Origin of the sequence: Treponema sp. B152 (genome assembly GCF_024181665.1) — a bacterium.
Lineage (GTDB): Bacteria > Spirochaetota > Spirochaetia > Treponematales > Treponemataceae > Treponema_B > Treponema_B denticola.
Genome location: NZ_CP058668.1, coordinates 2,590,426 through 2,612,219, shown reverse-complemented (window position 1 = coordinate 2,612,219; position 21,794 = coordinate 2,590,426). Strand labels below are relative to the sequence as shown.

Below are 21,794 nucleotides of genomic sequence, written 5' to 3'. Positions count from 1 at the left end.
TTATGCAAAAAGAGGATTTTAAAAAGAAGCTCTCACTTCTACAAAAAAAATTAAAGCGGCTTAATCTCAGCGAAAAGGTTAAAATTTCCCTCGATGTAAAATCCGTTATTTTAGAAGGCGATGTTTCTTCAATGGAAGAAAGAATGGAAGCAGGTTATGCGGCTGCCCGCTGCGGGTTTAAGGGAGTTGTAAACGATTTAACTATAAACGGCCGTGGAGAAGAACCTATGCGTTTACCCAAAATCCAGGATTCTCTTTTAGAGGACAGGAACTTTGATGCGGTAATTATAGGCGGAGGAGTAATAGGCTGTTCTATCGCCCGCGAACTATCCCGCTACGATTTAAAAATAGCCCTCTTTGAAAAAGAAAGCGATGTTGCGATGCAGGCTTCGGGACACAATGACGGAATGATTCATCCGGGCTTTGCAGATAATCCTAAAAAAATAAAGGGAAAGCTTAACACTCGCGGAAACAGGATGTACACAAAGGTTTCAGAAGAGCTGGGCTTTGAAATAAACCGCTGCGGAAGTTTTTTTCTTTTTCACCATCCTATTTTAAAATTACTGGTTCCCATCATGAAAAAAAGATGTCGCCTCAACGGGGTGGACGGAGATTACGGCTACCGCTCCCGAGAAGCAGTAAAAAAAACAGACCCATTTATGACCGATAAAAACTACGGCGGCTTTTGGCTTCCTTCGGCGGGAGTCGCTTCGCCCATGAAGGTTACTATTTGCTATGCAGAAAACGCTTGCGAAAACGGAGTCGAATTCTTTTTTAACACTGCCCTTATCGGCATCAAAAAAGAAGGCAACACTATTACCGAACTTATAACCAACCGCGGCACTTGCCGAACAAAACTTCTTATAAATGCTGCCGGGGTTTGGGCCGATAAGGTTGCAGGCCTTGCCGGCGACAGATTTTTTTCGATACATGCACGCAAGGGAACGGATGCTATTCTCGATAAGAGTCTAAAGGGTTTACAAAAAACATGCTCCGCCATGCCGAATCTTTTAAGACTGCGCAAGGGGCACTCAAAGGGAGGCGGCATCATGCCCTGTGTTGAAGGCAATCTTTTAATAGGCCCTAATGCAGTAGAAGTTATGGATAGGGAGGACTTTTCTACAAAACCCGAAGCCCTTGAAGAAATAAAAAAACACTTAAAGCTTAATTCAAAGGTTTCGCCTTCAGACATAATAACCTACTACAGCGGAACAAGGGCCTGCACATGGGAAGAAGATTTTATCGTTGAAGCTTCAGAGCGGGTCGATAACTTGGTACACGCTGCAGGGATTCAGTCCCCGGGCTTTGCTTCCGCTCCGGCCATTGCGGAGGACATCGTAAAGATTTCCGTTTCAATTTTAAAGAAAAAAATAGATGTAAGTTTAAAAGAAACTTTTTCACCCGTCCGAAAGGCTATGAAGCCCGTTTCCGAAATGGAAACTAATGAAAGGAAGGCACTAATCGAAAAAAATCCCCAATACGGAAAAATCATCTGCCGCTGCGAACAGGTCAGCGAAGGCGAAATAAGGTATGCGGTAAACAATCCCCTAAACGTATTTACCCTTGATTCCGTTAAAAGAAGAGTAAGAGCCGGAGCCGGCAGATGTCACGGAGGCTTTTGTACTCCCCATATTTTAAAAATTATTGCGGAAGAAAAAGGCATCCCGATAGAAAAGCTTACAAAAAAGGGTGAGGGTTCCGAGATTGTTCAGCCGATAGAAAAGTTTGAAGCCTTTAGCGGAGGCGAAAAATGAAACCACTTGCATTTACCGATTATGATGTTATCGTTATAGGCGGAGGCCCTGCAGGAATGGCCGCGGCTCTGGCTGCCTCAGAAAAAAATCCTAAACTGAAAATTGCCCTTATCGAAAGAGAGGGGCAGATAGGCGGCATTTTAAAACAGTGCATTCATGACGGCTTCGGTCTAATCCGTTTTAAAGAGCGCTTAACCGGCCCCGAATATGCGTGGCGTTATAAAGAAATGGCAGAAGCAAAAGAAAATATAGATATTTTTCTTTTTACCTTTTTAACCAAGCTAAAAAAAGAAAATGATTTGTTCTGCATGGAATTTACAAATCCCGAACACGGAATTTTTGAGCTAAAGGCAAGGAGTCTTGTTGCAGCTATGGGCTGCCGCGAAAGAACAGACAGGCAGGTAAACATTCACGGGGAAAGGCCCGCAGGTATTTTTACGGCAGGACAGGCACAAGCCCTCATAAACCTGCACGGCTTCATGCCCGGAGAAAAATGCGTAATCTTAGGTTCGGGAGACATAGGCCTTATAATGGCCCGCCGCCTTACTCTTGAAGGGGCTCATGTAGAGGGGGTATACGAAATTAAGCCTACCCCCTCAGGCCTCAGCCGAAATATCGTGCAATGCCTTAATGACTACGGCATTCCCCTCCATCTATCCGCGACGGTTACCGAGGTTGTGGGCAGGGAAAGAGTCGAGGCTGTAAAGATTGCCCAAGTAGATAAAAAAATGAAGCCGATTGCAGGAACCGAAAAAAGAATCCCCTGCGATACCCTGATTTTAAGCGTAGGCCTCATCCCCGAAAACGATATACTGTCAAGCTTAAATGTTCCTATAGACGGAAGAACAAAGGGGCCCATCGTTGACCAGTTTATGCACACGGAAGCTGCGGGACTTTTTTCTTGCGGAAATGCCTTGCATGTAAACGACCTTGTAGATTATGTTTCCGAGTCGGGAAAAATCGCAGGAGAAGCAGCCGCCGATTTTGCTTTAAACATGAGGGCCGGGTCTGAAAAACTTTTGCCGTTAAAGATTAGTGCCGGGGCCGAAAAACTTTTACCTTTAAAAATAAGCAATAAGACTAAAAAACTTTTGCCTTTAAATATCATCGGAAAAATTCTCTATGTTGTTCCGCAAAAAATCGATACTGAGGCAGAGGGCTCTATTATCTTTTATTTTAGAGCCGCAGAAGAAATGCAAAACACCAGCCTAAGCTTAAAAGCAGACGGCAAAACCGTCTTTGAGCGGAAATACGAGGAGCTTAAACCTCCCGAAATGAAACGCTTTATTCTGCCTTGCGAAAAATTAAGAGGAGCCGAAAAGCTTGAGATAGTTTTAAGCGAATCTCCACAAAAAGGCATCGAAACTCCATCGGAAAAAAAGGAGGTCGATAATGGAAACTAAAAGCCTTATCTGCACAGCCTGCCCCAGAGGCTGCCGCTTGAGCGTAAAAATCGAAAATGGAAACATCAGCGTTTCCGGGAATAAATGTCCCAAGGGCCTTTCCTACGGAAAATCGGAAGCCGTCTGCCCGATGAGAATTCTTACAAGCACGATAGCATCTTCGGTAGAAGGCTTTCCGAGGCTCCCCGTAAAAACAAGCGTAGAAGTTCCCTTAAAAAACTTTTCAGAATATATGCATCTTATCCGCAAGCTTAAAGCGGACTCACCAAAAATGCCCGGCGACATAATCGTAAAAAACTTTGCCGAAAGCGGGGCAGATTTAATCGCAGCAGGAGGCTCCCTATGAAAACCATCTTAACGGTCGATTGCGGAACCCAAAGTCTGCGTACAATGCTCTTTGACTTAAAGGGGAATATCTTGGCGGCAAACCGCATTCCGTATAAGCCTCATACAAGCCCTCAACCTGCATGGGCCGAACAAGATGTAGAAGTTTACTGGAATGCTCTAAAAGAAGGCCTTGCCGGTCTTAAAGAAAAAGAGCCTCTTCACTTTGAAAATATTGCCGGAATGGGCATCTCTTCGATGAGGGCTACAACGGTTCTTGTCGGCAAAGACGGAAAGGTGCTGAGGCCCGCAATCGTATGGCTCGACAACAGAACAGCCAGAGGCCCCTATCATCCCAACCGTCTTATACGCACGGCTTTTCATGCTGCGGGAGTTTATGATTCTATAGTTACGGTTCAATCAAATTGTAAGATAAACTGGTTTAGAGAAAACGAGCCTGAAATATGGGATAAAACATGGAAGATGTTTTTTCTTTCGGGTTGGTTTATTTATAAGCTGACAGGAAAGCCTTGCGATGTAGTCTCCTCGATGGTAGGCTACATTCCCTTTGTAAACCGAAAAAGAACATGGGCAAAAAAACATTCGATTGAAGAAACTCTCATGCCCTTAGAAAACGAAAAAAGGCATGGCCTTATAGAAAGCGGAAAAATAATCGGCACTTTAACGGACGAAGTTTCAAAAGAATTGGGACTCCCGCAAGGTATTCCTCTTGTTGCCTGCGGAAGCGACAAGGCTTGCGAGACCATAGGGGCAGGCGTAATAGACTCTTCCATGGCCTCTTTAAGTTTCGGTACAACGGCCACAATCGAAGTCTGCTCAAAAAAATACTTTGAATATAAAAAACTCTTTCCTGCCTATTGCGGCATTCTCCCCGATACATGGCTTTCGGAATTGGAAATCTTCCGAGGCTATTGGATGATAAGCTGGTTTAAGGAAGAGCTGGGCAAGGAAGAATGTAAGGCAGCCGAATCTAAGGGCATCATCCCTGAAGTTATTTTGGATAAACTTTTACATGCCTCGCCTCCGGGCGGAAGGGGCCTCATGCTCCAGCCCTACTGGGGAGCAAGTATCTTTGACCGCTATGCAAAGGGGAGTATCATAGGCTTCGGCGATGTTCACGGAAGAGAAGACTTATACAGGGCTATAATCGAAGGCCTTGCCTATTCCTTGCGTGAAGGTTTGGAATTAATCGAAGCAAAAGGAAATTTAAGATGCGAAAAAGTTGCAGCCTCAGGGGGGGCTTCTCAAAGCGATGCAATCTGCCAGATTACCGCAGACATTTTAAACCGTCCCCTTGTACGGGGAAAAACGCCGGAAGCTTCTTCCCTAGGAGCCGCAATCATAACCGCTGCAGGAATCGGGGAGTATGCTTCAATCAAAGATGCCGTAAAGGAAATGGTCTTATACGAAAAGGAATTTACACCGAACCATGAACACCGCACCCTTTATGACGGCCTTTTCAGCGTATATAAAAAAATATATCCTGCACTAAAAGATATTTATAAGGATATACAAAGAGTAACAAATTATCCCGAAACAAAAAAGATGAACGGGTAAGATAAGGAGAAAGCTATGGGAAAAAGATATGAGTACAAGGATTTTAAACCGGTTTGGGAACAGGTACCGCCTCCAAAGGGCTCTTTTAGAGAAGCGGCAAAGTGGGGAGACCCAAACGAATTTAAGGAGCCTAACGAAAGACTTTATAAATATATGAAAACGGTCTTCGGCATAGGAGATGAGGTTTTTAAACAAAAGCGGTTTGAAGGACTTGAAGCCTTGCCTGAAAGCCTTCCAGTAAACCTCGACCAAAAACATATTGAGGCCTTAAAGAAAATTTTCGGAGAGGCGGATGTCAGCACAGCCGTTAAGGACAGGGTATCGGTTGCTTACGGAAAAACCATGTACGATGCCTACCGCCTCCGTGAGGGCATCCTTGAAAACATCGCCGATGTTGTAGTATACCCTTCCGATCATGACCAAATAGTTAAACTCGTAACATATGCAAATGAGAACAAAATTCCCCTCTATGTGTACGGAGGCGGTTCTTCCGTTACCAGAGGCGTTGAGGCCGTAAGGGGCGGCATATCCCTCGATATGCGTAAAAACTTTAACAAGGTTTTAGCCTTTAACGAAACTGACCAGACAATTACGGTTCAAGCCGGAATGTCGGGGCCCCAACTGGAAGCTCACTTAAACAATGCTCAAAAAGAATTCAATGCAAAGATGGCCTACACTTGCGGACACTTCCCGCAATCCTTTGAATATTCTTCCGTGGGAGGCTGGGTAGTTACGCGCGGGGCAGGACAAAATTCCACATACTACGGGAACATAAAAGACATAGTTTTTCAACAAACATATGTAACTCCTGCGGGCACCGTTAAAAGCTACGGGCTTCCCGCCCATGCGGTCGGACCGGACATAGACGAGCTCATGATGGGGAGCGAGGGCTCTTTCGGAATTCTTACAAATGTTACCTTGCGGTTTTTTAAATACAGGCCGGAAACCCGCAAAAAGTTCAGCTTTATATTTAAAACTTGGGAAGACGGAATGAAGGCTTGCCGAGAGATTATGCAAAACGAATCGGGCTTTCCCTCGGTGTTTAGGCTTTCGGATGCGGAAGAAACCGACATGGCGTTAAAGCTCTACGGAGTTGAAGGCACCATAGCCGAAACAGCGATGAACCTAATGGGATATAAGCCGATGAAACGCTGCCTCTTTTTAGGCTGGAGCGAGGGTGCTAAAGAATTTTCAAAGCAGCTTTACAAAAAGGTAAAACGAATATGTAAACAAAACGGAGGACTCTTTTTAACAGGCAAGCCTGTAGACGGCTGGGAGCACGGCCGCTTTACGGATCCGTATTTAAGAGAATCCTTACAAGATTACGGAGTAATAATAGACACAATGGAATGCAGCGTAACATGGGATATGATGCCGAAAGTTCACGAAGAGGTAAGAAGATTTGCAAAATCCCGCCCTCACACGGTCTGCATGACCCATCTTTCCCATGCCTATCCGCAAGGGGCAAACCTGTACTTTATCTTTATAGGCCTTTTTAAAAACAAGGAAGAATATTTAGAATACCAGTACGGCATCTTCGATAACATAATGAAGGCAGGGGCGGCCATGAGCCACCACCACGGTGTAGGCAAGATGACGGCAGCTTGGGTAGAAGAATCCATAGGACAAACCAATTTTGAAATCTTTAAGGCTCTAAAAAAACACTTCGACCCGAACAATATAATGAATCCGGGCGGGACCCTTGGCCTAGACATGACGGAAGACCAAAAGAGAAAACCTAAATACGCCGGAAAAACTTGGGAGGAAAATTTTTAGCAGCTTATAAAGTTTACTCAAAAAAACTGTATACAAAAAAAAGCCGATTAGACATTGCATGTCCAAATCGGCTTTTTTAATTAAGTCTTTTTATTTTAGATGTACAACAACTTCCAGCTTGTCTTTACCCTTTAGTCTAGATTTATGAAGGACTCCGAACCAAAACTCTTCTGAAGTATAATTTTTATCTTCTCCGCTTATAGTCCATTTTTCTACCTGTGCGCTGCTATTTAATCTGACCATAAATCTTAAATTACTTGAACCTTCCTTAAGGGATATATTTTGCCCTTGTAAGGTTATCCATTTTTTTGTTTCTATATCCCGGTACCTAATTGAAAGGTTTCCCTTACCCTCTCCGCCTTCTGCAATCTTAAATGAAACAGAATAATTTAGGGCAGCCCTAAACTTAGCCTCAATATTGCAGACTCCGCTTTGAGCGTAACCAATAATATTATTTAAATATAAATTTCCATCGCCATTCATTTCATTATTTGCATCTGTGTCATTTATAAACCAATCTGCAATATTATCTGCAGAAGTATCAGGCTGAATAAGTACCGAAGTTCCTTCATAAACCGTATCACCGGACTTGATAGTAAGCCATTCGTCTCCCATGAGCTTTTCGACTTTTACTGATCCCTGTCCTTCCGTACTGAAATTAATCTTTACGGGATTAGCAGGAACAAATTGAGCCTTTACGGATACTTTTCCGTCTCCTCCAATAAACGGATTATCTACACGCAACCAAATTCTATTACCTGTAAGATGCTCATTTCCGTTTACAAACCATTTAGCCTGATAACCAGCCTTCGGAAGGGCATAAAAGACAACATCATCCCTCTCTTTAAATTTATAACCGCTTGCAAATTCTTTTTCCTTAAATTTTGCAATAATTATGCCGTTTCCTTCATGGCCTGATGCAACACTAAATTCTACAGGTATGGTACCTTGAGGGGCATCAGGATCGGTTTCAAAAATGGCTTTTATGCTGATTTTACCTGTATCTTTATCCTTATCTTTTCCTTTTACCATATAATTTGCGGTGTAAGCTCCATTTCCCCAATTCCAAGAATTTATTTTCGTGCCGTTATGCTCAAATTGTTTAAACTTGAAGCCTAAAAAGGGAAACGCCTTTATTCTCAGCTGCGTACCCTCGTATATTTGAGTATCGGTAATAAGCTCTCCGGTTTTTGAATTATAAACACTTATTTTTCCGCTTCCTTCTATGGTAAATTCCATATCGATTTTTTCAGCATTTTTAAAATTATGACTTATCTTGATACTGCCGTTTACTATGTCATTAATATCGACTTCATACCAAAACTCAAGTTCTCCCTCAGTCCATTCCCCAGCCTGATTGCCGTTGATATACCATGTATCGGGAGCAAAGCCTTCTTTAGGTTCTACAATAACACGGATTCTTGAGCTTTGACCAAAAAGATTTCCTGATTGAACCTCAGTCCATTTATTGTTTATAAGCTGTTCTGCCCTAATACTTCCTTTGTCCGTCTCATCTACAGACCATTCTACCTTAATTTTCGGAGCTTCTTTAAAACTGACGCTTATCTCTATTTTTTCGTCCTTTATGTCCTTTGACGCTACTGTATATCTAAGCTGATTAATATTTGTAGCAGGAACTTCTTTTCCGTTTATATACCATTTATCCGAGATAAAGCCCGGTTTTACATTTGCATTGACATAAAAGAAATACCCTTCTTCAAATTTATCACCTGAGGTGAAAGTTTTCCATTGCCCATTGATTTGCCGTCCGGCATAGACAGTTCCCTTTGTTTCATCCAAGCTCTTCCAATAAACAGGTATCTCTGTTTCCTTATCTCCGAATTCGGCTTCTATCAGGATTTTGCCGTCAACAAGATCTGCCTTTTGAACATTATACCAAAATCTAGTCCCAGCATTGTTTTGAATCTTGCCGTTTATGTACCATTTTTTAATAATCTTTCCTGTTTTTGGTAAAGCATCAAAGCGTAGTGTTGTTCCTTCAAAAAAATTACCGATTGATGCAGTATCATATATAGGGTTATTGGATGGATCGTTTTCTTTCCATTTTTTTACTTCACCATCCGCAGGGTTTTTGCTCTTCCATTCAACTTGCATGTTGTCAGCTTTTTTAAGCACAAATTCTATATTTACTGCTTTTGTATCTTGTGGAATAGTATATTTGATCCAACCCTGGTCCGTAAAATACGCAATAGCTTTACCCAGCTCTGCTACGGTTTTTCCGTTTATCTTTGTTTTATCTCTGTCAATGGAATACCTTGTTGAGCCCTCATTCCATGCATCCAATGCAAGCACAGAGCCTGTATAGACTTCATCACCTGATGATAGAGGAGTCCATCCTGAGTTTGTTGATTTCTCTACTGAAGCTTTTGGGTTTTCTGCCCCGCCTCCATCAATAGACCAAGTAACCTTTACAGGTTTAGGAGTAATTAAAGGAGTACTCCCCCCGTCTAAATTCGGCTTATGACCGCAGGCACTAAAAATCACAGCACAAAGAGCACTAATCACAAAAAAATTAAACAACCTTCTATTCATTAATACGTCTCCTTTAATCTAAGTTTTAAAAAGCATAAGCTATTTTTAAGTTTTTGTCTACTCCGGAAAGTTCGTATAACAAATATTTGTATTTTTGTCCGCCTATTGAATTTTTATTTTCCTTATGCTAAACTCATATTGCCGGGGTGCTTTTACAAGCTGAGAACATACCCGCAAAGGGCTGTCCGCACGGATGCCCTATTACCTGATCCGGATAATACCGGCGGAGGGAGCATATGAAAAATCATTTACGCTCTATTTTAATTTTCTCTTTTTTAATTATCGGTTGTGCCGCTCTTTTTGCAGGCGGTGCAAAAGAATCTGACGGAACAAAGGTTGTGGTTTACACGACAAAATCCTTTGCTGCCGACTACGGCCCAGGTCCGAAAATTGCCGAACTCTTTAAGGCAAAAACGGGCAAAGAAGTTGAGTACGTTATCTGCAAAGAAGGCGTTTTAAACAGGGTCATATTGGAAGGCAAGGCTTCTACAGCGGATGTCCTAATCGGAATAGATAACCATCTTATCGAAAAGGCCCGCAAAGCAAAGGTTTTAAAAGCCTACAAACCTACGGCCTCAGATAAGATAGATTCGGAAGTTCTTATTGCCGATGACTGGCTTTTAACACCCTTCGACTACGGCTATTTTGCCTTTATGTTCGACACAAAAGCTAAAATCAAAAAGCCCTCATCCTTAAAAGAGTTGACCGAGCCTGTTTATGCAAAAAAGATTGTCATTTTGGATCCGAGTTCCAGCACAACGGGGCTTGGCTTGGCCGCTTGGACAAGAGCTGTATTTGGAGATAATTACCTAGACTTTTGGAAAGCCCTCAAGCCGAATATCTTTGCCATGGCCCCCAAGTGGAGTACGGGCTACGGATATTTTACAGCCGGAGAAGCTCCCATAGCCATCTCTTACACAAGCAGCCTAGCCTCCCATGTTTTATATGACAAAACAAACCGATTTCAACCATTGATTTTTGAAGAAGGGCATATTATTCAGATTGAAGGCATGGGTATTGCCGCCAATGCAGCCAATACTAAAGGAGCAAAGGAATTTATAGACTTTATGCTGACGGAAGAAGCTCAAAGCCTCCTTCCCGAAACCCAGTTTATGTATCCTGTCATCAAGGGGCTTGCCCTTCCTGCTTCTTATAAGGATGTTCCCAAACCTGCAAAAGTTTTGCGTATTCCTTCAGAAGATCAAACCGAATCGGTAAATGCCGTAATCAATGTTTTACAAAAATAAACAGAAAGGCCGAGATACTCGGCCTGACCGAGTTTCTCAGCCGAGCGGCCTATTAAACGTAGGCCGTCTTGTTTTACCGCTCGGCGGCCTTATCTTTTTTCTTGTTCTGCTTTCTTTTTTTCTTCCGCTGATTTTAAGCTTTGTTCCCTTATTTTCTTCACGCTTTGACTTTTCGTATATTACGGGAGTAAAAAGCTCCTTTGATTTTTCGCAGATTTTTAGGATTGCAGCCTTTACGGTTTCTCAGGCCTTTTTTTCCGCAGCCCTTGCCTGCACGGTAGGCTTTGCCGCAGCTTATTTTTGTGCAAGAAAAAACTTTCGGGGTAGAAAATTTCTAATAGCTCTGTCGAGCGTCCCCCTCTGCGTGCCTGCAATAATCGTTGCTCTTTCCTTTATAATATTTTTCGGAAATAACGGCATCCTAAATTCTTTTTTAAAGAGCTTATTAAACCAAGACGAACCGCCTGTCAATTTTGTGTTTTCGATGACAGGAGTAATTATAATCCACGGCTTTTACAACTTTCCCCTTGCAATGAAAACAATTTCTCAAGTTTGGGAACGCTTAAGCGAAGATGAACCTAATGCTGCCCTCCTTTTAGGGGCAAGTAAATTTAGAATCTTTAAAACCATAACCTTTCCGGCTCTTTTAAATTCGATAGCCGTTTCCTTTTTGCTGATTTTCCTTTTTTGCTTTTTTAGTTTTATAATAATCCTGCTTTTCGGAGGCCTTGCCCTTACCACCTTAGAGGTAGAACTTTACAAGGCCGCCCGCACAAAATTGGATATGAACCTTGCCGCAAAGATAGCCCTCACCGAAATCTCTGCGGCCTTAATTTTAATCTTAATCTATTCTAACCTGCAAAAAAAGATGAAGGTACAAAACGAAAACCTAAAGGGAATAGGGGAGCGGACTGCAATAAAGGGCTTTGGACAAAAAATCTTTTTTAGTTTTACGATTTTTATAATTATTCTTTTTTTAATAGCACCCTTGTTTTCTATCTTTTTACATTCTACATATAATGTAAATTATACTTCTATATTTAATAAATTCTTTTATTTTAAAGCATGGAAAAATATTTTTTTATCCCGAACTTTTTGGACGGCTCTTTGGACAAGCATCAAAATCGGCGTTCTTACGGCCATTGTAAGCCTGATAGCTTCTTTGTTCTTTGCATACATTACCGTCTTTTATAACCTGAGAAAAATATATGCGGTTCCTTATCTGCCCTTGGCCGTTTCATCAGTAATGCTAGGCTTCGGCTGGCTCTTGTTAAAACCCAACGGAACGGAGCTCATTTTAATCTTTGCACAAAGCTCCCTTGCATGGCCCTTTGCGTGGACTCAAATACAGACCTCGCTTTTACGCATTCCTCAAAATATTATCAATGCAGCTGTCTTGCTTTCACCGGACAAAAAAACGGCCTTTTTTAAGGTGATAGTACCCATGTGCAAGAAGGGCATCTTTTCCGCCTTGGCCTTTGTCTTTGCCATAAGTGCGGGAGATGCTTCCTTACCAATAGTTTTAAACATACCGCGGTTTAATAACCTTGCCCTGCTGATTTTCGATTACGCTTCTTCATACCGCTTTGTAGAATCTTCTGCAGTTGCAGTCGTCTTAAGCCTCATAACCGGCTTTGTTTTCTTTTTACAGGAAAAAGAAACTTGAAAAAACTTTTTTCAGGATTTGATAATCCTTGCAAAAAATTTTTATAGGAGAAACCGATGGAAAACGAAAAAGCATTTTTACAGCTTAAAAACATAAAAAAACATTTTACCGAAAAAGATATTTCCATTTCCTTTGAATTAAAAAAAGGAAAAGCTCTTGCCCTCCTCGGGCCTTCGGGCTGCGGCAAAACAACGGTTTTAAAAATAATCTCAGGCCTTGTCCCTCCGGATTCGGGCGAAATCATTTTGGACGGAAAAAATATCAATCACACTCCTCCCGGCAAACGCGGAATCGGAATGGTCTTTCAGGACTACGCCCTCTTCCCTCATCTCAATGTTGAAGAAAATATTATCTACGGTTTGGTTTCCCAAGGCATGTCCAAAAAGGAAGCCCGCAAGGCCATAGCCCCCCTCGTCGAGCTCTTTCATTTGGAAGCCTTACAAAAACGCAAAACGGATCTTCTTTCGGGCGGGGAAAAACAAAGGGTTTCTCTAGCACGGAGCCTTGCAGTAAATCCTTCCCTCATCCTCTTTGATGAACCCCTTTCTGCCCTCGATGCAGACCTTCGCCTGCACTTGCGTAAAGAATTAAGAGCCAAGCAGGAGAGCTTGGGCTACACAGCCGTTTACGTTACCCATGACAAAGATGAGGCAGCCGCTCTTGCCGATGAGGTACTCTACATGGGCTAGGCCTTTCTGCATATAAATCAAAAACTTATATGCAGAAACTATGTGGGAGGCTTTATTTTAAGCCGCCTAAATTCAAATATTTTAGGACAGCTGCCAGTACAGCTGTGGTCCCTTTATAAAATAAACTTTCATCCATATCAAATTTATCTGAGTGATGAGGATAAATACTACCGTCCTTCTGTATTATAGGATTGGACAAGACAAAAAACGTACCAGGAGCTTTTTGCAAAAAGTAGGCCATATCTTCACCGGCCATTGTAGGCACCGAAATTTCGTGAATAGAATCTTCTCCCAAAATTTCTTTTGTACTTTCAATAAAAAATTCCGTAAAACCTTTATCATTTAGCAAAACAGGATACCTAAAATCATAAACCGTTTTTGCTTCGGCCCTGTAAGATTTTGAAATACCCGAAGCAAGATCTTCAATCCTTTCTGCAATAAAGCTGCGTTCTTTTTCATCAGCAGAACGTACCGTTCCTTCAATAAAAACTTCCTCGGGTATGATATTAAAAGCGGATCCGCCATGTATTTGTCCTACGGAAATCAGGGCATGAGAAGTTGGGGGAAGCTCACGACTTATAATCTTTTGTAAACCGGAAACTATTTCACAAGCTATGGGAACAGGATCTACCGAAAGATGCGGATAAGCCCCATGCGCACCATATCCCTTTACGATAATCTTGAATTTATCGGCTGCGGCAAAAAAAGGCCCTTTACATGCACCTATCTTTCCTTTTTCAACACCCGGATAAATATAACCTGCATGAAGGCCTATTACGGCATCAACCTTTGGATTTTCCATACAGCCTTCTTCAATCATAGGGAGTGCTCCTCCGGGATACTCTTCTCCCGGTTGAAAAAGAATTTTTACACAGCCTTTAAATTCAGATGACAGTTCCTTAAGCACCATACAGGCTCCAAGAGCCATAGCCATGTGTCCGTCATGACCGCAGGCATGCATACAGCCCTCATGTTTTGAGGCAAAACTTAGGCCCGTATTTTCTTTTATAGGTAAGGCATCCATATCGGCTCTAATTGCTATACATTTGCCCTTTTCTTTTCCCTCAATGAGGGCAACAATAGCATTCCCGTTGACAAGTTTATGATAGGGTATTTGCAGAGCATCAAGCTGCTTGCAAACATAGTCCACAGTTTTTGGAAGGGATAATTCCAATTCGGGAATCTGATGCAGGTCCCTCCTAATTTGAATAATCTTAGCTTCTTTTTGTTTGACCAAATCAATTATATTATACATATTTAAATTAAACCTCCTTATGTAAATTGTATAATAAAGTATTGCATAGTCTTTTGCAAAAGTCAACACTAATTTTTTCTTTATTGATTTTTTTAGCATTTTCCTTTATACTTAATGAACGGTAGATATTTTAATAGAGAGCTCTGTAATTATATGCTTTTATTTTTAGAAAATTTTTTGATAGTTCTTTTTTCTTCTCTTTTTGTATTTTCTAAAACCGGATCGTTTATAGTTATTCCCTGCTTTATAATATTTTTTTCTATGGGGCTATGGAGCGGTATGATACACAGCAATATAAAGCCTTTTATTTTTATCGTCTTTGTCATATTTACAGCAGCATTCAATAAAAATCTTGCATTTTTTTCTCCCGTTTTTATCGCCATGAATTTAGAAGCCGAAGAAAATCAAAAGCACTTGTCCCTTATTTTTAAATTTCTTCCTTTATTGTGTGTGTTTTTTAATTTCGATCTTATTTTCTTTCTATTTACTTTGATTATATTCTTCTATTCGGGTGTTAAAGAAAACTATCTACTTAAAACATTGGAAGTAACCGGACTAAAAGATAAACTTGCCGAAAGCAAAATTAATTCGGAAAAAAGGGAACGAATTTTAGAAAACGAGGTTTTAAAAAATGCTGAAGTTTTAATCCTCGCCGAACGGAACAGAATTTCAGGAAGTCTTCATAATTCCATAGGTCATACACTTAGTGCCGGTATTTTACAGGTGAATGCGCTAAAATATATTTCAAATCAAGAGGACGTAAAAGAAAGTTTAAATATTTTACAAAATTCTTTAGAAAACGGTATGACCGAAATAAGAGAATGTCTTCATAATATGCATAATGATTCTTTTAATTTACAAACAGGATTGGAAGAACTTGTTGAAAGCACAAAAAAAACTAAAATACAATTAACATATAAGGTAGACTCTATACCCTATGAGCTAAAATACGATATCTTTTCAATAGTAAAAGAAAGCCTTTCAAATACCATCAAACACAGCGGAGCAAGTGAATTGAATCTGAGCGTACTGGAACACCTCGGCTTTTACTCTCTTATAATAAAAGATAATGGGCGAGGCTTTTCAGGAAAACAAATCAGAAATCTAAATTATGGAATAGGTTTAAAGGTTATAGCCGACCTTGTAGAAAAACATAGAGGCATAATTAAATTTTATTCCGAAAACGGATTTAAAACTCATATTATATTTCCAAAAATAAAGGATAAATACAATGAAGATAATAATAGTTGATGATGATTGTCTTGTCGTTTCCTCTTTAAAGACAATATTAAAAGCCAACGGATTCGATATTATTGCAACCGGCTCAAACGGAAACGAAGCGATTACCCTCTTTAATGAATACAAACCGGATATTCTTTTAATGGATATCAGAATGCAAAATATGACCGGAATAGAAGCAAGCGAAAAAATTCTAGCCGAACATAGCGATGCAAAAATATTATTGCTTACAACTTTTAACGATGAAGAATATATTACAAAAGCAATTAACTTCGGATGTAAGGGTTATATATTAAAACAAAACATAGATTCTTTGGTACCTGCATTAAATGCAGTCGGCGCAGGGAGCATCGTATTCGATTCGGAGATAATATCAAAAATCCCTCAAACAAAACCGGCGCGCTCACAATTTAAAGAAGATTTAAACGATAGAGAAACCGATATTTTGGAATTGGTTGCAGATGGGCTTAATAATAAAGAAATAGCAAACCGACTTAGTTTGAGTGAAGGAACTGTCCGTAATTATGTTTCTTCCATACTCGAAAAACTGAATTTAAGAGATAGAACACAATTAGTTGTATATTATTACACAAAATAGGAGGACCTTGATTGAAAAAAGAAAAAAGCAATAGTCAGAAATTTTTAGCTTGGTATGAAAGAGTTGTTCAAGAACAAAAAAAAGGGCTCTATGACTTTAACCAAAAAATATATATTACAATTGTAAGTTTTGTAAATAATGATCTTTTAACTACTGCGGCAGCAGGGGCATATAATTTTTTAATGTCCGCTCTTCCTATTTTTATTTTGACATTAACTATTTTACTCCGTGTCTTAAAGCAAAGTCCTCAGCAAATAAAAGAAGCTCTCAGAACTCTTTCAATTTTTCAAAACACGGTTAATCTTGACAGGTTTTTCCATTTTTTATTGAATGTAAATAGTTTCTCTTTTTTTGAGTTCATTGTTTTGATTTTTGTTTTATGGATGGCCAGACGTTTTTTTGCAACCATTCAGCATTCAATCAGAAAAGTATACCGTAAGAAAATAAAAATAACCCCTTTAAAAACCAGTCTTATAGTTATTCTAGGCGAAATAATTGTTGTCATCCTGCTTGTTTTTTTATTTATATTTTTGATAACAGGCTCTGCAGTATTTAGAAGCGATTTTGCTCAGCCTGTTTTTTCGCCGAATTTATTCAGTCTTTTAAGAAATCTATTTAGATTTATTCCCGTCATTTTTATGCAGCTGTTTGTCTGTTTGATATATTATTTGATGCCGCCTATAAAACCCTCTTTTAAAACGGCTTTGCTTTCATCTGCAGCCTGCACTATATCCTATTATTTTGTAAAGATATTTTTTATTTTTTTTAGGTCTACGGTTAAATTTACATTTGTATACGGTCTTTTTACAAATGTAATCCTTGTCCTAATTCAGGTCTGGTTTTTCTTTTTCTTTTTTGTATTTTTTGCACAGTTTATGTATGTAAATCAGTTTTTCAACAGCTTTATAATATCACAACTTTACAGACTCCCAAAAGAAGATGCTCCCGGTTTTTTTAATCAGCTTTTAAGGCATCTTTTTATTAGTCCGCCAAAAGAATACAGAAAACAAGCTATAGAAATAAAAGCGGGAGAAACTATTTTTAATTATGAAGATGAATCAAGTGAGATTTACTACATAATAGAAGGAAGCGTAAGAGTCACAAGGTTAAACAAAATTTTGAATTTCGAAAAAGGCGACTTGTTCGGAGAGTTTGCATGTCTTTTAAACGGAAAGAGGACGGGTACGGCTGTTGCAGTAACAGACTGTCTTTTAGCCGTTGTTCCGGAAAATATTTTTTTAGAAGCAATTTCAATCGACGGAAATGTTTCAAGGCAGGCTTTAAAAATTTTAGCCGAATCTTTAATAGACCAAAACTGAAATTTAAAGAACCTCGAAGAGCAGAGCTTCTTCGAGGTTCTTTAAATTTATTTCTTTTTATTGATCAGCTTTAAGGTATAGTTTCCTAAAAAACCTCCGCCGACAAGACAAATTAAGAATATCCATCCTGAAAGTGAAAAGTTTGCAATTGGAGTATACAAGGCGCCGACATTACATCCGTTTGAAAGCCTTGTTCCAAAGCCCATCGCAAAACCGCCGATTGCAAAAACGATAACGTCTTTTACTCTAATTTTTAACTCCGATGTAAAGCTTTTTGTAAAGCTTCCTGCAAGAAGAAGACATATTGCGGTACCGGCTACAATACCTATGTTTTGAACGAAAACCGGATGTTCAAAGAAGGGCATTGTATAGGGCTTCGGTTTACCTCCGGTAAAAGCAACAATGGAATCAACACTCATTCCAAAAAACTTTAACAGTCTTCCGAACCAAAAACCAAAAGGAGTTGAGGCACCCCAACCTTCCTTTGTAACACCCATCAAAAGAGTAAACAAAACCGAAAGTAAAACAGCTCCCATAGTTAAAGACCAAGGTTCAACAAAAAGTTTTTTATAAGTTGTTGCACTAAAAAATTTATAGTTATGTGTATCAAGTTCTTTTACTGCGTCCTGATCTTTTTCGGAGCCTACACCTGAATATTTGTTTTGCTTTTTCCTTTTACTTTCATACATATATGAAATTACAACAACAATGCCTGCAAATAAAGCAGTTACAATGATTGCACCTAAATATCCGCCCTTTCCATTTGAAGCAAACCAATCGGGTATAAAAACGCCGCTGCCTGTTCCGCTTTTAAATAATGAATCTCTGATCCATGACTGCTTAGCCTGAATGGGAAGACCTACAAAAACACCTATTCCGAAAAATAAAAGGGTAATAAGGGCTCTCGGTAAACCCGTAACCAAGTCCGTAAGAGTTCCCGTTGCACAGCAAGAAGAATAACTCATACCGAAACCGAATAGGAGGCCTCCTAAGATTAGGCCTAAGTTGATAGGATTAATCCAAAGGTCATAGTTTTTAACGTCTCCAAAAATAAGAAAGGCAGAAGTGAGAATTGCAGAAATTACAAACATCAACATCAAAGCTCTCATAAGTTTGGTAGAGCCGGTTCGATATGCTCTGTTTACACTTCCTGCAAAGCCGAACAATGAACGGGTTAAAACATAGCCTAAGGCTATTCCTATAACCCATCTAAAAAATAACATATCCGTCTTTAATAAAGCGGAACCCAAAACAATGCTTAAAATCAGCACTGCAAAACCGATAATGTTTTCGATTTTTTTCATACAAAACTCCTTATAAACTATTATGTACTTTTTTCTTTTCGGCGGGTACCGAATCTATAAAATAGAAAACCCAGCAACGTCCAAGCTATCAAAAAAAATATTGAACCCTTTGTCAACTGTGCCGGTGAACCCGGAATTAAAAGAAGGCCTATAAATATCAAACCTATAAGACCCGAAAAAGCACACATCGTTTTTTCAAATAAATTTTTACCTTTTCTAATTCCTATTATACCCACATAGGTATAAGCCAATGCAGCCAACACGGAGGCCATATCCACAATCAAAATAATTACTTCTCGTCCTATCCACGGCCCTATTAAACTTATGCCCGCAATAAACAAAATTGCATTCGGGTATAAATTCTTATCGTTCTTTTTACCCAAAAAAGCCGGAGAAAGCTTTTCATTGGACAAGGCTCCAAGCAATTTACTGCTGCTTATCATAAAGCCGTTAATACCTCCGGTAACAGCCGAAAAAATTGCAATGAGTAAAAAGAAAAAACCGATAAAGCCGGTCTTGCTTGTTACTGATGAGGCGACCGCCCACTCAACCTTAGCAGCTTCTTCAGGGCCATAGCTCAAAGCTCCTATCATGTTTAAAAGGCTGTATAGCAAGATGCCGAAAATTATGGAAATAATCGTAGGCAAATGTGTCTTAGACGGAGCAAAGCCCAAATCGCAGGACACTTGCGGAACTACATCAAAGCCCACAAACAAAAAAGGAATTATAGCTATTATCGATGCGGTTTTTGCCAAAGATATTTTATCATAGCCCAAATAATTATCGGAAAAGACTTTCAAATCGCTTTTTCCCAAAATTATAAAAAATAAAACTATAACGATAAGAACAAGTGCAGAGCTCATGATGTTTTGTATCTTTGAACTTAAGGAAAGACCTCTTAAATTGATTATAGTGAAAACTATAATCGGAGCTGAGGCTATAAGAATATCGGCAAGATAAACGCTTGTAGGTCCGAAATCATACATATAGCCCCATAGCATCGCTTTACCGAAAATCTTACGCAATATAAGAACGTAAGCTGTTGCATTTAAAGGAATCATGCTCAAATAACAAAGACTCAATGACCAGCCTACAACAAAACCGTGCACCTTTCCCATATTTGTCAAGGTATAGGAAAATTCACCGCCCTCGCCTACATGATTTCTAAGCATAACCTGATAAGACTTTTGTATTACTATAACAAAAAGGCCTCCTATGCAAAGACCAAGGACGGTATTTATAACCCCCGAATTAGGTAAGAAAAGAGTTCCCGGCAAAATAAAAGAACCCCATCCGATAATAGATCCTATTACAAGATTTAAAACATCGAATTTTGACAGACCCTTTACCTTTGCCGGTATTTTTTTATCTTCCAAAAGCTTTTTCCTATCTAAAATTATATTTAGTAACTATCGGCTTTCGGTTTTGAGTAATGTCATTAAAGTATTCATAAACACTTATCCCTAAAAATGAGCCCATAATATTTACTATGTTCTTATATCCTTTTCCTTTTAAAGCACAAAGAGCATTGTAGCTTCTCTGGCTTGAGCGGCAATGTACATATACCGGTTTATCTTTCGGAATCTCATCCATTCTTTCACGTAATTGGCTCAAAGGAATATTTACGGCATTTAAAAGATGGCCCGCTTCAAATTCCTTGGGCTCTCGGACGTCAACAATAAAAGCATTGTTTTCTACAAGCTCTCTTACCATTGTAACGGGAATCTGCTTATACACTCCGTTTAAAATATTTAAACCTACAAGGGCTGCGTGGTTAACAATATCCTTTGCAGTCCCGAACATCGGTGAGTAGCAGAGCTCCAACTCTTTTAAGTCTTCCAAAGTTCCGCCCAACATAATAAACGAAGCTATAACATCTATACGCTTATCGACATTTCCTTTTCCTATTGCTTGTGCTCCTAAAATCTTACCGGAAGGCTTGGCAAAAATTAGCTTAAAGAAAAGAGGGTGCGAATCCGGCATAAGACCTACCTTATCTCCCGGAATAACATAGACAAAGTCGTAATTAATTCCCTGTGCCTGACACTCTCTTTCATTGAGACCCGTACATGCGGCATTATAATCAAAACATTGGATAACCGAAGAACCGATGACTCCCGTATTTCTATGAGGAATACCGTACATATCATCTGCAGCTGCTCTGGCCTGTCTTTGTGCAGGGCCTGCAAGAGTAAGCCTGGTCTTTTTGCTTGTTATAAAATGACTTACTTCAATAGCATCTCCTACAGCATAAATGCCATCTACATTGGTGCGGTAATTATGATCTACTAAAATAGCTCCCGTATCTCCAAGTTTTACTCCTGCACCTTGAGCTAAAGCAACTTCAGGACGGACACCCAACGACAGAACAACAGCTCCGGCATCAAGCTTTTTGCCGCTCTCGAGGATAATAAAACCGTCTCCTATCTCTTTTATACCGTCGCCTAAAACTAAGTTTACGCCCTTATCGTACAACTCTTTATGAAGAATTTGGGCCATATCATAATCGAACGGAGCCATTACCTGCGGAAGTTTTTCTACAAGGGAAACATTTTTACCTGCAAGCTTAAAGTTTTCTGCAACCTCAATACCGATAAAACCTGCACCTATAACCGCAATATCTTTTACATTATTGGCTTTAACATAATCATCAAGTTTTTTGATATCTACAACATTCCTTACGGTAAAAACATGAGGCTTATCATATCCCGCTATTGAACGCGGAACCACAGGTGCAGCCCCCGGAGAAAGAACTAAAACATCATAAGATTCTTCAAATTCCGTTCCGGTATTTAAGTCTTTTACCTTAACGATTTTTTTTGATGAATCGACAGCCAAAACCTCATGAGAAGTCTTTGCAATAATATTATATTGCTTTTTGAACCGTTCGGGAGTCATCAAAACAAGATTCTCGCTTTCAGGAACAATCCTGCTCAAAAAAAAGGGTAAAGCACAATTTGAAAAGGATACATTGGGACCTTTTTCAAACATAATAACTTCAGCATTTTCATCCAAGCGTCTAACTCTCGCGGCAACTGAAGCTCCGCCTGCTACGCCTCCTACAATTACAACTTTCTTTGCCATAAACT

General features: G+C 39.8%; 16 protein-coding genes and 1 riboswitch. Of the genes, 11 read left to right on the top strand and 5 right to left on the bottom strand.

Annotated elements, in window-relative coordinates; genetic code table 11:
* Positions 1-2 precede the first annotated feature (2 nt).
* Genes HYB91_RS12305 through HYB91_RS12285 form a run of 5 tightly spaced genes read left to right on the top strand, consistent with a single transcriptional unit; the run spans position 3 to position 6,835 of the window.
* A complete protein-coding gene (locus HYB91_RS12305) occupies positions 3-1,754 on the top strand; it encodes an NAD(P)/FAD-dependent oxidoreductase (protein ID WP_002676401.1) in 1,752 nt (583 codons plus the stop codon).
* Entirely contained in the window at positions 1,751-3,157 is a 1,407-nt protein-coding gene (locus HYB91_RS12300; RefSeq protein WP_002676402.1) for an NAD(P)/FAD-dependent oxidoreductase, read from the top strand. Before HYB91_RS12305 ends, HYB91_RS12300 begins: the two co-directional genes overlap by 4 nt.
* Entirely contained in the window at positions 3,147-3,503 is a 357-nt protein-coding gene (locus HYB91_RS12295) for a DUF1667 domain-containing protein (protein ID WP_002676405.1), read from the top strand. The genes HYB91_RS12300 and HYB91_RS12295 overlap by 11 nt, the downstream gene beginning before the upstream one ends.
* Entirely contained in the window at positions 3,500-5,059 is a 1,560-nt protein-coding gene (locus HYB91_RS12290) for an FGGY-family carbohydrate kinase (protein ID WP_002676406.1), read from the top strand. Before HYB91_RS12295 ends, HYB91_RS12290 begins: the two co-directional genes overlap by 4 nt.
* A gap of 15 nt (positions 5,060-5,074) precedes the next feature.
* Entirely contained in the window at positions 5,075-6,835 is a 1,761-nt protein-coding gene (locus HYB91_RS12285; protein ID WP_002676407.1) for an FAD-binding oxidoreductase, read from the top strand.
* 90 nt (positions 6,836-6,925) lie between these two features.
* Here the strand turns inward: HYB91_RS12285 and HYB91_RS12280 are convergent, their stop codons facing one another.
* Positions 6,926-9,388, bottom strand: a complete 2,463-nt coding sequence (locus HYB91_RS12280) for a hypothetical protein (protein ID WP_002676408.1) — start codon at positions 9,386-9,388, stop codon at positions 6,926-6,928.
* A gap of 132 nt (positions 9,389-9,520) precedes the next feature.
* Positions 9,521-9,637: riboswitch (TPP riboswitch) on the top strand.
* Here HYB91_RS12280 and HYB91_RS12275 point away from each other — a divergent pair.
* The 3 genes from HYB91_RS12275 to HYB91_RS12265 all read left to right on the top strand — a co-directional run bounded on the left by HYB91_RS12275 (position 9,625) and on the right by HYB91_RS12265 (position 12,990).
* Positions 9,625-10,635 (top strand): thiamine ABC transporter substrate-binding protein, encoded by a 1,011-nt coding sequence (locus HYB91_RS12275; RefSeq protein WP_002676409.1) that lies wholly within the window; start codon positions 9,625-9,627, stop codon positions 10,633-10,635. (Overlaps the previous riboswitch by 13 nt.)
* On the top strand, positions 10,619-12,301 hold the full coding sequence (locus tag HYB91_RS12270) for an ABC transporter permease (protein WP_002676410.1): 1,683 nt from the start codon (positions 10,619-10,621) through the stop codon (positions 12,299-12,301). Before HYB91_RS12275 ends, HYB91_RS12270 begins: the two co-directional genes overlap by 17 nt.
* Positions 12,302-12,357: 56 nt before the next feature.
* Positions 12,358-12,990 (top strand): ABC transporter ATP-binding protein, encoded by a 633-nt coding sequence (locus HYB91_RS12265; protein WP_002676411.1) that lies wholly within the window; start codon positions 12,358-12,360, stop codon positions 12,988-12,990.
* A gap of 52 nt (positions 12,991-13,042) precedes the next feature.
* On the opposite strand, the gene HYB91_RS12260 is transcribed toward HYB91_RS12265, so the two are convergent.
* The gene (locus HYB91_RS12260) at positions 13,043-14,245 is read right to left on the bottom strand and encodes a M20 metallopeptidase family protein (protein WP_002676412.1); all 1,203 of its coding nucleotides are present in this window, start codon (positions 14,243-14,245) and stop codon (positions 13,043-13,045) included.
* Positions 14,246-14,398: 153 nt separating this feature from the next.
* On the opposite strand from HYB91_RS12260, the gene HYB91_RS12255 reads away from it, so the two are divergent.
* The 3 genes from HYB91_RS12255 to HYB91_RS12245 are packed head-to-tail and all read left to right on the top strand — an operon-like array spanning position 14,399 to position 17,401.
* Positions 14,399-15,496 (top strand): sensor histidine kinase, encoded by a 1,098-nt coding sequence (locus HYB91_RS12255; RefSeq protein ID WP_002694001.1) that lies wholly within the window; start codon positions 14,399-14,401, stop codon positions 15,494-15,496.
* Entirely contained in the window at positions 15,477-16,082 is a 606-nt protein-coding gene (locus HYB91_RS12250) for a response regulator (protein WP_002666641.1), read from the top strand. Before HYB91_RS12255 ends, HYB91_RS12250 begins: the two co-directional genes overlap by 20 nt.
* Positions 16,083-16,093: 11 nt before the next feature.
* Positions 16,094-17,401: a YhjD/YihY/BrkB family envelope integrity protein gene (locus tag HYB91_RS12245; RefSeq protein ID WP_002676414.1), complete on the top strand. Its 1,308-nt coding sequence runs from the start codon at positions 16,094-16,096 to the stop codon at positions 17,399-17,401.
* A gap of 47 nt (positions 17,402-17,448) precedes the next feature.
* On the opposite strand, the gene HYB91_RS12240 is transcribed toward HYB91_RS12245, so the two are convergent.
* The 3 genes from HYB91_RS12240 to HYB91_RS12230 are packed head-to-tail and all read right to left on the bottom strand — an operon-like array spanning position 17,449 to position 21,789.
* Entirely contained in the window at positions 17,449-18,705 is a 1,257-nt protein-coding gene (locus tag HYB91_RS12240; protein WP_002676415.1) for a YeeE/YedE family protein, read from the bottom strand.
* 20 nt (positions 18,706-18,725) lie between these two features.
* Entirely contained in the window at positions 18,726-20,081 is a 1,356-nt protein-coding gene (locus HYB91_RS12235) for an APC family permease (protein WP_002676417.1), read from the bottom strand.
* A gap of 10 nt (positions 20,082-20,091) precedes the next feature.
* Positions 20,092-21,789: an FAD-dependent oxidoreductase gene (locus HYB91_RS12230; RefSeq protein ID WP_253719554.1), complete on the bottom strand. Its 1,698-nt coding sequence runs from the start codon at positions 21,787-21,789 to the stop codon at positions 20,092-20,094.
* Positions 21,790-21,794 lie beyond the last annotated feature (5 nt).

Bases quoted from the DNA above. Each gene is read 5' to 3' on its own strand.
- HYB91_RS12265 (WP_002676411.1), top strand. From the start codon at position 12,358: ATGGAAAACGAAAAAGCATTTTTACAGCTTAAAAACATAAAAAAACAT.
- HYB91_RS12305 (WP_002676401.1), top strand. From the start codon at position 3: ATGCAAAAAGAGGATTTTAAAAAGAAGCTCTCACTTCTACAAAAAAAA.
- HYB91_RS12260 (WP_002676412.1), bottom strand. From the start codon at position 14,245: ATGTATAATATAATTGATTTGGTCAAACAAAAAGAAGCTAAGATTATT.
- HYB91_RS12240 (WP_002676415.1), bottom strand. From the start codon at position 18,705: ATGAAAAAAATCGAAAACATTATCGGTTTTGCAGTGCTGATTTTAAGC.
- HYB91_RS12285 (WP_002676407.1), top strand. From the start codon at position 5,075: ATGGGAAAAAGATATGAGTACAAGGATTTTAAACCGGTTTGGGAACAG.
- HYB91_RS12280 (WP_002676408.1), bottom strand. From the start codon at position 9,388: ATGAATAGAAGGTTGTTTAATTTTTTTGTGATTAGTGCTCTTTGTGCT.
- HYB91_RS12230 (WP_253719554.1), bottom strand. From the start codon at position 21,789: ATGGCAAAGAAAGTTGTAATTGTAGGAGGCGTAGCAGGCGGAGCTTCA.
- HYB91_RS12290 (WP_002676406.1), top strand. From the start codon at position 3,500: ATGAAAACCATCTTAACGGTCGATTGCGGAACCCAAAGTCTGCGTACA.
- HYB91_RS12300 (WP_002676402.1), top strand. From the start codon at position 1,751: ATGAAACCACTTGCATTTACCGATTATGATGTTATCGTTATAGGCGGA.
- HYB91_RS12250 (WP_002666641.1), top strand. From the start codon at position 15,477: ATGAAGATAATAATAGTTGATGATGATTGTCTTGTCGTTTCCTCTTTA.
- HYB91_RS12295 (WP_002676405.1), top strand. From the start codon at position 3,147: ATGGAAACTAAAAGCCTTATCTGCACAGCCTGCCCCAGAGGCTGCCGC.
- HYB91_RS12275 (WP_002676409.1), top strand. From the start codon at position 9,625: ATGAAAAATCATTTACGCTCTATTTTAATTTTCTCTTTTTTAATTATC.
- HYB91_RS12255 (WP_002694001.1), top strand. From the start codon at position 14,399: ATGCTTTTATTTTTAGAAAATTTTTTGATAGTTCTTTTTTCTTCTCTT.
- HYB91_RS12270 (WP_002676410.1), top strand. From the start codon at position 10,619: ATGTTTTACAAAAATAAACAGAAAGGCCGAGATACTCGGCCTGACCGA.